12 protein-coding genes and 1 pseudogene are annotated in these 11,620 nt (G+C 62.7%); 6 read left to right on the top strand and 7 right to left on the bottom strand.

All coding sequences use genetic code 11. The annotated features are described in order from the left end of the window. Positions 1-177: pseudogene (locus QZ964_RS15885) on the top strand (IS630 family transposase); the annotation flags it as partial. A gap of 957 nt (positions 178-1,134) precedes the next feature. Here the strand turns inward: QZ964_RS15885 and QZ964_RS15880 are convergent. After that, the gene (locus QZ964_RS15880; RefSeq protein WP_292532658.1) at positions 1,135-1,305 is read right to left on the bottom strand and encodes a hypothetical protein; all 171 of its coding nucleotides are present in this window, start codon (positions 1,303-1,305) and stop codon (positions 1,135-1,137) included. 225 nt (positions 1,306-1,530) lie between these two features. Between QZ964_RS15880 and QZ964_RS15875 the strand changes: the two genes are divergently transcribed. Then, complete coding sequence (locus tag QZ964_RS15875; RefSeq protein ID WP_292532656.1) at positions 1,531-1,893, top strand: HAD hydrolase-like protein; 363 nt, start codon at positions 1,531-1,533, stop codon at positions 1,891-1,893. On the opposite strand, the gene msrA is transcribed toward QZ964_RS15875, so the two are convergent. The 3 genes from msrA to mutL form a co-directional block, all read right to left on the bottom strand. Continuing rightward, the gene (gene msrA / locus QZ964_RS15870) at positions 1,863-2,534 is read right to left on the bottom strand and encodes a peptide-methionine (S)-S-oxide reductase MsrA (RefSeq protein ID WP_292532655.1); all 672 of its coding nucleotides are present in this window, start codon (positions 2,532-2,534) and stop codon (positions 1,863-1,865) included. The genes QZ964_RS15875 and msrA overlap by 31 nt on opposite strands. A gap of 11 nt (positions 2,535-2,545) precedes the next feature. Next, positions 2,546-3,073 carry a peptide-methionine (R)-S-oxide reductase MsrB gene (gene msrB / locus QZ964_RS15865; RefSeq protein WP_367119284.1) on the bottom strand — a complete coding sequence of 176 codons (528 nt, stop codon included), beginning with the start codon at positions 3,071-3,073 and terminating at the stop codon, positions 2,546-2,548. A 74-nt stretch (positions 3,074-3,147) separates the two neighbouring features. Further along, the gene (gene mutL / locus QZ964_RS15860) at positions 3,148-4,926 is read right to left on the bottom strand and encodes a DNA mismatch repair endonuclease MutL (protein WP_292532652.1); all 1,779 of its coding nucleotides are present in this window, start codon (positions 4,924-4,926) and stop codon (positions 3,148-3,150) included. Between the two features lie 133 nt (positions 4,927-5,059). On the opposite strand from mutL, the gene QZ964_RS15855 reads away from it, so the two are divergent. Both QZ964_RS15855 and QZ964_RS15850 read left to right on the top strand, forming a co-directional pair. After that, complete coding sequence (locus QZ964_RS15855) at positions 5,060-5,356, top strand: type II toxin-antitoxin system RelE/ParE family toxin (RefSeq protein ID WP_292532651.1); 297 nt, start codon at positions 5,060-5,062, stop codon at positions 5,354-5,356. A gap of 8 nt (positions 5,357-5,364) precedes the next feature. Continuing rightward, on the top strand, positions 5,365-5,673 hold the full coding sequence (locus QZ964_RS15850) for a HigA family addiction module antitoxin (protein WP_292532649.1): 309 nt from the start codon (positions 5,365-5,367) through the stop codon (positions 5,671-5,673). Between the two features lie 249 nt (positions 5,674-5,922). Here QZ964_RS15850 and QZ964_RS15845 read toward each other — a convergent pair whose 3' ends face one another. The 3 genes from QZ964_RS15845 to QZ964_RS15835 all read right to left on the bottom strand — a co-directional run bounded on the left by QZ964_RS15845 (position 5,923) and on the right by QZ964_RS15835 (position 9,318). After that, a complete protein-coding gene (locus QZ964_RS15845) occupies positions 5,923-6,390 on the bottom strand; it encodes an NfeD family protein (protein ID WP_292532648.1) in 468 nt (155 codons plus the stop codon). Continuing rightward, on the bottom strand, positions 6,387-7,430 hold the full coding sequence (locus tag QZ964_RS15840; protein WP_292532647.1) for a stomatin-like protein: 1,044 nt from the start codon (positions 7,428-7,430) through the stop codon (positions 6,387-6,389). Before QZ964_RS15840 ends, QZ964_RS15845 begins: the two co-directional genes overlap by 4 nt. Positions 7,431-7,545: 115 nt before the next feature. Further along, positions 7,546-9,318 (bottom strand): extracellular solute-binding protein, encoded by a 1,773-nt coding sequence (locus tag QZ964_RS15835; RefSeq protein ID WP_292532663.1) that lies wholly within the window; start codon positions 9,316-9,318, stop codon positions 7,546-7,548. 425 nt (positions 9,319-9,743) lie between these two features. Between QZ964_RS15835 and QZ964_RS15830 the strand changes: the two genes are divergently transcribed. Together QZ964_RS15830 and QZ964_RS15825 are read left to right on the top strand one after the other, a co-directional pair. After that, the gene (locus tag QZ964_RS15830) at positions 9,744-10,442 is read left to right on the top strand and encodes an invasion associated locus B family protein (protein ID WP_292532646.1); all 699 of its coding nucleotides are present in this window, start codon (positions 9,744-9,746) and stop codon (positions 10,440-10,442) included. Between the two features lie 234 nt (positions 10,443-10,676). Next, positions 10,677-11,504: a cytochrome c oxidase subunit II gene (locus QZ964_RS15825; RefSeq protein ID WP_292532645.1), complete on the top strand. Its 828-nt coding sequence runs from the start codon at positions 10,677-10,679 to the stop codon at positions 11,502-11,504. Positions 11,505-11,620: the final 116 nt, after the last annotated feature.

The raw sequence follows: 11,620 nt of genomic DNA, 5'->3' as shown, positions 1-11,620 counted from the left end.
GAACTCAACCCGGTCGAGAACCTCTGGCAGTTCATGCGCGACAACTGGCTCTCCAATCGCGTGTTCAAATCATACGACGACATCGTCGACCATTGCTGCGACGCCTGGAACAAACTCATCGAACAACTCTGGCGCATCATGTCCATCGGTTTGCGCGACTGGGCGCATCGGTTCTGATCAGCACAGGTTGGTATAAGGACTGCGCCCGAAGCATTTGTCGACGCGATAGAGCGTCTTGCGAAGCATTAGGCGGCGCACTCGCAACAACGCCCCGCCGTTACATCCACGGTCGGGGCGTTCTGAATATCAGTGCAGCTTCGCGGGCTTCTTCGAGTGGGACGCGTGATGCGTTTTCCCAGCCTTTGGTGCGGAGGCCGGCGGCTCGGCAACCGTTTTGGCTGCCTTTTCAGGCGCCGGAGCAGCGACGGGGGCAGGCTCTGGCGCAGGGACAGGCTGCGCGCCAGCGGTCGGCATCGAGTCCGGAACCGAACTGGATGCAGGCGATGTGGTAGTCGTTTCGGAGGTTGGCGGATTGTTTCCCGCGCTGTCGATCGAACCGGGCTTCGGAAGCCACAAAGCGTAAACGGCGTAGGCAACGGCGCAGAGCGCGATGGCGGCTATTAAAAGGCGCTTCATCGGTAATTCCTTTCGACAACAGGGATGCGAGCACTGGTGTGCTGTGATTCGTTGCGCTTGATAATCTGCCACGAATCCTGAAACGAGGGCTAAACACCAAAAACGCCCCGCCACGGATGTCCTGGCGAGGCGTTCTGTTGCGCCGGGGACGAATTCCGGCGCTCGGCGCGATGTAGAGCTCAAAGCCGGCGCTTAATGATCGTTCCCGCTGTCTGTCTCCTGAGATTTCAGCCGTTCGAGTTCTTTCCGTCGATTGACGAGGGTTAGAGCGCGACGGCTGAAGTTGGAGACGACTAAAACAACGATCACAAGGAATGCTCCCGCGGCGAGGGTGAAAAGCAAATGTCGCGCGCTCATGTCAGCCGCCGCCGTGGGGCCGCGCTGGAGCCCTCTCGGCATCCAGCTCGTCGGCACCATCGGTCAGCCAAATGTCACCGACAGCCCATGCGTATTCAGGATCGACGACGTCGCGCGGGGAGGGCAAGTTGCGGGGCGCGGTCATGACGGCTTCTTCGCAAGCCAGCGTTCGGCGTCGAACGCCTCGGTGAGCCGTTCCATTTCGCACGCTGCGTCATTAACGAGCTGCATCACGCCCCGGCAGACCGAGTCGTCGCGACCGCCCGCCATATCTGTGACCGCAGAGACAATTCCCCACATGCGGCGGCTCATGTTGTCGAGTTCGTCGCTGAACTGGCCGGGCGTCAGCGGATCGTTTTCATCGTCATTTTTGTAGAAAAGTCGCGCCGCCCTCGCGATGACCTCGGCGCGTTCGGTTTCGATGCAGTCGAAACCCGCATCGTCAGGTCACGATCAACGCCGGCCTCGCGAAGCGCCTCAATAAGAGCGCCTGGGCGCTCGCGGGTCTCGTCTGTGGTATCTTTGCTCTTAGCCATCATGCGAACCTCTATCCTTCGCGTTGTGGTCAGGCCGGGTCTGGCGGTGCCACGTCTCGCCCGGCCGCTTTATCAGGCGATCCGTTCGCCGATGCGCAAACCGTCGCCGGGCATGCTGCTTGACCTTCTCGACAACTGGCGCGTGGATGTTTCGAAGAGCTTCCTGATCGGTGACAAGGAAAGCGACATTGCCGCCGCCGAAGCGGCCGGGATGCCCGGCTATCTCTATAAGGCCGGCGATCTCAACGAATTTCTGCGCGATCGTCCCGGTTTGATGAAACCCGCCGAGCGCTCCCGCGCGCATCCGGCGGGCGCGCAGATAGACGGCGGCGATCAGTTGGTCAGCGCCGGGCTTTCGCGATAGAGCGAGGGGAAGAGGCGCTTGAGATTGTCGATCTTCGGCAAGTCATTGTAGACGATGTAAGGTTGCGCGGGATGGCGGACGAGATAATCCTGATGATAGGCCTCCGCCGGATAGAACGCCCTGAGCGGTTCGAGCGTCGTGACGATCGGCGCTGAGAAGGCCTGCTGCGAAGACAGCTGCGCAATGTAATTGCGCGCGAGTTTTTCCTGCTCGGCGTTCGCGACGAAAATCGCCGAGCGGTATTGCGCGCCGGCGTCCGGGCCTTGGCGATTAAGCTGCGTTGGATCATGCGCCACGGAAAAGTAGACGCGTAGCAATTCGCCAAGGCTGACGGTCTTCGGATCATAGGTGATTTCAACGGATTCAGCGTGGCTCGTGTCGCCCTGCGAAACCCTGTCGTAATGCGCCGTCTCCTTGGCGCCGCCGGCGTAGCCAGACACGGCGCGCGAGACGCCCTTGACGCGCTGGAACACGCCCTGCACGCCCCAAAAGCAGCCGCCGGCGACGACGAGCTTCTGTTCGCCGTTCACGGACGGCGGATCGTAGATCGGAGCGGGCAGAACCACCGCGTGTTCTGCTGCGCCGGCGCGCAAGGGAGCAAGAATCGTCAGTACGGCGATGAGAAAAGCGGCGAGTCGCATGGCGATATTCCTTACGCTTGCCCGCGCCCGGCGAAACGCAGCGTGACGCCGTTGATGCAGTAGCGCAGCCCCGTCGGCTTCGGTCCGTCGGTGAACACATGGCCAAGGTGCGCGTCGCAGCGCTTGCAGGAGACGGCGACGCGCCTCATGCCGAATGACATGTCGGCGTTCTCAACGACATTCGTTTTTGAAATCGGCGCGAAGAAGCTCGACCAGCCGGTGCCGGAATCATATTTCGTCTTCGAGTCGAACAGCGCCGTATCGCAGCAGACGCATCGATAGATTCCGTCGGCGTGATTGTCCCAGTAGGGGCCAGTGAAGGCGCGCTCGGTGCCGTCCTTGCGAGTCACTTCGAAGGCGAGCGACGAGAGTTGCACGCGCCATTCCGCCTCGCTCTTGACGATTTTCTCGACGCGCGACAGCCCGAGGCTTTTGCCGTTTGCGCCGAATGATTCGATCTCGACCAATTCGGCGGCGGAATGCGCCTTCCGCGCGAATGCGATAACGACAGCGCCTGAGAGAAGGCTGCGACGGTTCACGATCGGCTCCTGCATCGTCGCTTCTTATTCGTGCGGGAACCGGAAAGGTTACGTCGCCACTCACGCTTCCAAGATCATCTGCGTCCGAACAGCTTTTCGATGTCGGCGAGCTTCAGCTCAATATAGGTTGGCCGGCCGTGATTGCACTGTCCGGCGCCCGGAGTCGCCTCCATCTCGCGTAGCAGCGCGTTCATCTCGGCGCCGGAGAGACGCCTGCCGGCGCGCACGGAATGGTGGCAGGCGCAGGTTGCGAGCACATGGTCGAGCCGGCGCGACAGTCCCCGCGCGTCGCCTTCTTCGGCAAGGAGGTCGGCGATGTTCTCGACGAGCCGCTTGCAGTCGACATCGCCAAGCAGCGCCGGCGTCTCGCGCACCAGCACGGCGCCCGGGCCAAAGGACTCCAGCGCCAGGCCGAGCGCCGCTAGCTCGTCGAGCGCCGGCGTGAGCGCGTGCATCCGAGAGTCGTCCAGTTCGACGACGGCGGGGATCAGCAGCATCTGTCGGGCAACGCCATTTTCCTCGCGCTGGCGTTTGAGCTTCTCGTAGACGATGCGCTCATGCGCGGCGTGCTGATCGACGATGACGAGACCGTCCTGCGTCTGGGCGACGATGTAGGTTTCATGCAATTGAGCGCGCGCCGCGCCGAGCGGCGACTCGGAATCTTGCGCGGGCGAATCATGCGGGCGCGAATCGGCCATCGGCGCGCCAGCGTCGAAAGCGGCTTGTGGTAAGTCTTCGAAGCCGGCGGGCGCATAGGGCGAGTGCGACAGGCCCCAATTCGCCGGCGCCGGCGCGCGGTGCTGCGGGCCATTAGCGCGCGCCAGGGCGTCGAGCGCCGCCCGCGCGCCCGTATCGGCGCTGCGGCGGCTCTTTTCGGCGAGCGCCTGTTTCAGCGCGCCGACGACGAGGCCGCGCACAAGTCCCGGATCGGCGAAACGCACCTCGGCCTTCGCCGGATGGACATTGACGTCGACGATGCGGGGGTCGCAGTCGATAAAGAGCGCCGCGACCGGATGGCGGTCGGCGCTTAGAAAATCGAGATAGGCGGCGCGGATGGCGCCGGCGAAGAGCTTGTCGCGCACCGGCCGGCCATTGACGTAGACATATTGCATCTGGGCGTTGCCGCGACTGTAGGTCGGCAGCCCCGCCAGCCCGGAAATGCGTACGCCTTCCCGCTCGGCTTCGAGCCTAAATGCGTTGGCGGCGAACTCTTGCCCAAGGATCTGGAAGATGCGCCGCGCCTGATCGTCGCCGCAGGGGGAATAGTCGAAGAGCGCGCCGTTGTCGGCGGAAAGCGCAAATCTTACCTGCGGATTCGCCATGGCGAGACGCTTGACGACATCGACGATCGCCGCGGTCTCGGTGCGTTCGGTCTTCAAGAATTTCAGCCGCGCCGGCGTCGCGGCGAACAGCGCGCGCGCTTCGATCTTGGTTCCGCGTGGCCAGGCGCAAGCGGAGAGACCGCGCTTTTCGCCGGCTTCGACCCGGATGGCGTAGCCGTGCGGCGCCCCTGCCGCGCGGGTTTCGATCGACAGATCTGCGACCGCGGCGATCGAGGGCAGCGCCTCGCCGCGAAAGCCGAGCGTGGCGATATTGGTCAGATCGCCATCGGGGATTTTCGAGGTGGCATGACGCTCGATCGCGAGCGCGAGATCGCGCTCATCCATCCCGCTTCCATCGTCGATGACGCGGATCAGGCTCTTGCCGCCCTGTTCGACCGCGACGTCGATGCGCGTCGCGCCGGCGTCGAGCGCGTTCTCGACGAGCTCCTTGACCGCGGAGCTCGGCCGTTCGACCACTTCGCCGGCGGCGATGCGGTCGACGAGAAGCGGATCGAGGCGGCGAACAGGCATGGGTGAATGGGCGTGAGGAGCAAGTTCGGAGAGTATACATTATTCTGGCGAGTTGGCCGATCGCGGCGGCGAAAGCCTGGCTTGCAATTTGTCCCGTCAGACGGTACACTAACTCATTATCGGGATCGTCAGAATGATCTTGAATTTTCGGGATGATTGGCTGCGCGATTTCTTCATCAACGACGTTCGGTCAAAGAAAATTCCCCCAGAGCTTGAGGCCCGTTTATTCCGCAAGATTCAGATGGTCGACGACGCGATGACGGATCAGGACTTGCGTGTTCCGCCAAGCAATCATTTCGAACGGCTCCGCGGCGAGCTAAATGGTTTGCATTCGATCCGCGTCAACAAACAATGGCGGCTGATTTTCGAGTGGGATGGGGCGAAGGGAAAAGCGAGAGACGTCTATCTCGACGATCATAGCTATCGGTGAGGCGAAACATGTTGATGACGAAGCGCAAGCCGGCAGGCGTCGGCGAAATCCTGACCGAGGAATTCATCGCGCCGATGGGGCTTACTCAGGCCGCGCTCGCGGAAGCGATGGGCGTGCAGCGCAAGCATGTCAATGAACTCTGCAACGACCGCCGGACCGTCACTGCGCCGACGGCGCTTATTCTTGCGCGCGTCTTCGGCAACAGTCCGGAGTTTTGGCTGAACCTGCAGCGCCGCAGCGATTTGTGGGAAGCCACGCATTCGCCCAAGGAGCGCGAGCGCATCGCTCGCGCCAAGCCGCTGAAATCCGTGGCCTGATACGAAATCCATTTGAACGGCTCGGCTGTCATTCCCCACGCGCGCACTGCGCGCGATCGGGAATCCAGAGCAACACCAGCGTTCTTGGATTGCTCTGGATTCCCGGTCAGGCCTTCGGCCTGCCGGGAATGACACGGACCAAGCGAACGGATCATTCGGAATCCGTATGAGCCTTTCCGTGCGGCTTACGTCAACACGAACAGTGGGCTTTGAAAGACAACATCCCCTCCAAGTCCGTGCGGGCGAACTTCAGGAGAGCGGCGCCAGCACCAGCGCCAGATTCTCCACCGCCACGATTCGCGCCCTGGCGCCGGGCGCGAGGCTTTCGACGGCTGCGTTTTCGCTAAGCCGCGCCTGCCATTCGACGCCGGACCAGAAGATGACGCCATGCGTCTTCGTCACCTCATGCGTCATCGTCACTTCGCGCCCGATGAGATCGCTGCTTTTATCTTCTTCGATATCGGCGTTTTGAAACCGCTGCAGCGGCTTCCTGCCGACGATGGCGATCAAGAGACTCGCGCCGGCGACGATCGCCGCGGTTTCGACGAGCGGCGGGCGCCAGCCGGTGGCATAGAGAACCGCGCTCGTCAGCAGCGCCCCCACCGCGACGAACATCACCGGTGAGAGGCCGATCACCACAATGTCGAGCCCGAGCAGGATGAGGCCGGCGATCAGGCTCGCATTGGCGGGATCGTAGAGAAAAGCCGTCTCCATCATTCCGTTTCCCGCCACGGCTGCGCGCGGCGCTGCTGCGCCTCGTCGCCCACGCCGCGGACGTTGACCATTTTGAGCACCGCCATGGCCTTGGCGAGCCAGCCGGCGGGGTCGGCGCCGTCGCCCATCAGCACTAAGGAATTGCCGGCCTTGGCGAGGCGGCCATATTGCTCGATCGCGCTTTTGGCGACTTCGAGCTGCACCGCTTGATCGCCGCCCTGCTGGGTGATTTGCGTGCGCACCAGTTCAATCGCCTTCGCCTGGCCTTCGGCGCGCAAAATGGCGGCCTGTTTCTCGCCTTCGGCGCGGTTGATCTCGGACTGTTTCACGCCTTCCGATTCGAGCACCGTCGCCCGCTTGTCGCGCTCGGCCTTCATCTGCCGCTCCATCGACTGGCGCAGCGATTCGGGCATGGCGATGTCCTTGATCTCATAGCGCGTGACATGCGCGCCCCAGAGCTGGGCGGCGTCGGAGACGGCGCGCACGACGCGTTCGTTGATCTCGCTTCGGTTCTCGAAGGTCTTGTCGAGCTCCATCGAGCCGATGGCCGAGCGCATCGAGGTCTGCGCCAGATTGATGATGGCGCGGCGGATGTCCTGCGCGCCATAGGCGGCGTCCTTGGCGTTGACGATCTTGTAATAGAGAACGCCGTCGATGGTGACGGTGGCGTTGTCCTTGGTGATCGCGTCCTGCTCCGGCACGTCGATCACCTGTTCGCGCAGATCGAAGGTGTAGGCCACCCGCTCGACGATCGGCCAGACGAAATTGACGCCCGCGGTCAGCGATCGGTTGTAGCGGCCCAGCCGCTCGATGACGAGCACGGTCTGCTGGCGCACGAAGCGCACCATCGTCGACAGCGCCAGCAGCGCGACATAGGCGAACCAGAACAGCGGATTTTGCAAGATGCCGATCGGCAGGCCGAGATTGAAGGAGCGATCGAGGAGCAGGAGGCCGATCGCGACGGCGCCGACGATAAAAAGCGCGAAACCCATGGCGTGAACCCCCGGCGAGAGCCGTGTTGAAAGAATGTCATCGAGCGACAAGGACGCAGTTGCTCCTGTCTCGGCGCTCGGGCCGAAGGCCGGCCCCGCGCGCCGACCGGACTTTAGCGCGCCGGATGTGTCGAAAGCGTGCGCGGGCGCATGTCTCCCTCGACGCTCAACGCAGTCGCCACCAGCTTTCGAGCGTCGGGCCGAACATCGGCGACGCATAGCGCGGCAAGGGCGCCGGACGAGCGATGTCGGTCGAATGCGCCAGCCATTGTTCGGACGCGTGAAACAGCGGCACGACATAGAAGCCGGACAGCAGCACCCGGTCGTAGGCGCGCACGGCGGTGACGAAATCGTCGTGGCTCGTCGCCGAAAGCAGGGCGACGATGAGCGCGTCAATCGCCGGCGAGGCGGCGCCGGCGAGGTTGAACGAAGCCTCCTGGTTGGCGCTCGCCGAGCCCCATCGCATGCGCTGTTCGTTGCCCGGCGAGGCGGAGGCCAGCCATTGGCCGAGCATCATGTCGAAATCGAATTTCTGGCGCCGGCGCTGATATTGCACCTCGTCGACCAGACGCACCCGGGCGTCGACGCCGATCCGCTGGAGCGAGGAGGCGTAGTTGAGCGCGAGCCGTTCCTGATTGCGGTCCTTGACCATGATTTCGAAGGCGACCGGCTCGCCGTCCTTGCGCAGGGCGCCGCCGTCGATGCTGTAGCCCGCGCTCTCCAGCAGATCGAGCGCGCGCTTCGCCATCTCGCGGTCGCGGCCGGTCCCGTCATTGACGGGCGGGCGCCAGCGGCCTTCGAGAATGTCGTCGCGCACCGCGCCTGGAAACCGCGCAAGCAAAGCGCGCTCCGCGGCCGACGCCGGCCGGCCGGAGGAGGACAATTCGGATTCGTCGAAGTAGCTTTTTGTGCGCGCATAAAGTCCCGCGTAGAGATTGGCGTTGACCCATTCGAAGTCGAACATCATGCCGAGCGCTTCGCGCAGGCGAATATCTTGAAACAGAGGACGGCGCGTGTTGAAGACAAATCCTTCCATGCCTTTGGGATTGTCGTTCTTCAGCGTTTCCCTGACGACGCGCCCCTCGGCGATCGCCGGGAAGTCGTAGCCGCTTGCCCACCGCGTGGTGCTGGTTTCGTCGCGATAGTCGAGAAGGCCCGCCTTGAAGGCTTCGAACAGCGAATTGCCGTCGCGAAAATATTGGATGTCGACCTCATCGAAATTATTGAATCCGCGCTGGCTCGGGAGATCGGCGCCCCAATAGTCCTTATTGCGGCGCAGCAAGAGACTTTCTCCGACCCTGACGTCGGCAATCACATAGGGGCCGGAGCCGACGGGCTTGGCCAGCGTCGCGTCGGAAAAGCGCTCGACGTCGGTCGCATGTTTGGGAAGCACCGGCATGATCGCGAGGATGAGCGGCAGCTCCCGGTCGCCGACGCCCGAAAGGTCGTAGTGCACGGTGTGGGCGTCCGGCGCATCGATCGATTTGACCAGTCCATAGGCGATTCGCTGTTGGGGCCGGCCCTTCGACTTCAACAGGTCGAAGGAGAACAGCACGTCTTCCGCGGTAATTGGGGTTCCGTCGGAAAAGCGCGCCCGCGGATCGAGATGGAAGGTCACCTGCGAGCGCGCCGGATCAATGTCGATCGACCGCGCGATCAGACCGTACAGCGTGAAGGGCTCATCCTGCGATCGGGCCATCAAGCTTTGGAAAACATTGCCGACAAGCCCCTGCGCCGCGCTTCCGGACTTCAGATTGAACGGGTTCAGGCTGTCGAACGTGCCGGCCAGGCCGACGCGAAGCCTGCCGCCCTTCCTGGCCTCCGGTTCGGCATAGGGGAAGTGATGGAAATCGCAGGGCAAAGCTGGCGCGCCATGCATCGCGATCCCATGCGTCGGGCAGGGCGCGTCGGAGCCTCGCGCAATCGGGGCCGCCCCCATGCAGGGAGCGGACATCAGGAGCGACAGGGCGAAGCTGAGCGCGCGGCGCCCCCGCATTCGCTGTTCGCCGCCGCCGCCGGCGGGGCGTTTTTCAGGAATCGGGCGAATCTTCATCGGCGGGCCATATTCCACCGTCCCGCCGTCAGAAGCGAGTCGCGCTCAAGTGTTCGGCGATTTTTTTGCGACAATTTTGCAAAAAATGCGCCCCCCCAAGCATTGTGTCCGCCGGTTGGCTGGAATTTACTGCGGCGACCATGTATGAGCGTTGCCGTCGCCTCGTCGGCGTCTCGCAATCGCGCTGGAACACGGGCTGGTCAAGTTCCATGGCGCTTTGGCGCGAAGGCGGCCTCCCGTTATGACGCGACCTTAAAAACGATCCGGAGCCGGAGGACGCCGGCCAGCAGGACAATCGAAAGGAACTTCCGATGTCGACCCATTTTTCGCGTTTTTGCGCGATAGTTGTTGCGGGAGCGTTGCTGTTCATGGGCGGCGGCGCATGGGCTCAGCAGGCCCCCGCAGCCGGCGCGGCGCAACAGCCTCAGCAACCCCAGGGGCCGATCGCCGCCGATCTCGTCGCCGTTCAGCCGGACTGGACCAAAGTCTGCGGCTCCGATCCGCAGACCAAAAAGGAAATGTGCTACACGACGCGCGACTTCGGCGTTTCCGCGAAAGAGGGCGAGGCGCCCCAGCCGCTGCTGGCGCTCGCCGTCTACGATCCAAAGAGCGACGATCAAAAGATCATTCGCCTGCTTCTGCCGCCGGGCCTCATGCTGAAACCCGGCTTCCGCTTTGCGATCGACAAGGGAACGCCCGAGAGCGGCGCCTTCGAAATCTGCTTCCCCAATGGCTGCTTCGCCGAGGCGAAGGTGAAAAAGGCCGTCATCGACGGCATGAAGAAGGCCGAAAAAATGTCGGTGGTCGTCAAGAATCAGGCGAACAACGAGGTCACTTTCTATCTGCCGCTCGCCAATTTCGGCAAAGCCTTCGACGGTCCCGCGATCGACCCCAAGGTGCTCGAGGAGCAGCAGAAGAAGCTCCAGGAAGAATTGCAGAAGAAGGCCGACGAGGAGCGCAAGAAGCTCGAGGCTCAAAAGGGCGCCGCGCCGGCCGCGCCGAAGAAATAGGCTGGGATTAACTCGATCCTAAAAGGCCCGCGCGGGACTTGGTCCGGTGCGGGTTTTTTGTCTCCACGCCGGCGTCGCAGGACCCTTTTTGTCGGCGCCGATCTTGCGTCGTCGCTTCAAGGAAATGCCCAGGCCCCTCGTTGAGACGTACAGTCACGCGTCACTTTGACGCAAAGCGGAGCGCCGGTCTATATAGGGCCGGTCGGCCCAACTCGCTGCGAGGTCAAACAGCGCATGTCTATCGCTATCGTCATGGTCCTCGTGGTGGCCGGTTCAATACTGTTCCATGTTTTGAGTCCGTGGCGGGCGACGCCGATCGCGTCGAATTGGGGCTTCATTGACGACACGATGGGGCTGACCTTTCTGGTGACCGGCGCGGGTTTCGTCGCGGTCATTTTGTTCATGGCCTATTGCCTCTACCGCTTCCGCCATGAACCGGGCCGGCGCGCCGCCTATGAACCCGAGAACCAGAAGCTCGAAGCCTGGCTTGGAATTGTCACAACGATCGCCGTCGTGATTCTCCTCGCCCCCGGGCTGCTGGTGTGGGGCCAGTTCATCACCGTGCCCAAGGACGCAATGGAGATCGAAGCGGTGGGAGTCCAGTGGAACTGGAGCTTTCGCCTCGCGGGCGTCGACCATCAGCTCGGATCGAGCGACGTTCGCTATATCGATACGACCAATTCCCTCGGTTTGAGTCCGGCGGATCCCAAGGGCCAGGACGATCTGCTGGTCACGAGCGGCGAATTGCACCTGCCGCTCGGCAAGCCTGTCAAGGTGCTGCTGCGGTCGATCGACGTGCTGCACGACTTCTACGTTCCCGAAATCAGGGCGAAAATGGACCTTGTGCCGGGCATCGTCACAAATTTTTGGTTTACGCCGACCAAGATCGGCGAATATGAAATACTCTGCGCCGCCTATTGCGGCACAGGGCACCCGCAGATGCGCGGCAAGATGATCATCGAATCGGAAGCCGACTTCGAGAAGTGGCAAACGGCGCAGCAAACGTTTGAGCAGTCGCGCAAGAGCGACGCGAGCCGGGACACGCGGGCCTCGGCGCAATGACATTCACCAGATTTAGTCGTCGCGCCGCTTTGACATTCATCGCCGCCGAGAGAGAGCCGCTACGGCGGAGCTCGATCAATCGCCGAAAGCGCTTCGGGGGCGAAAGGAGGATCATT

This window comes from Methylocystis sp. (assembly GCF_021731785.1).
Classification (GTDB): Bacteria; Pseudomonadota; Alphaproteobacteria; order Rhizobiales; family Beijerinckiaceae; genus Methylocystis.
Note: the sequence above shows the minus strand (reverse complement) of the source record. Positions and strands in the feature narration are given on the sequence as shown.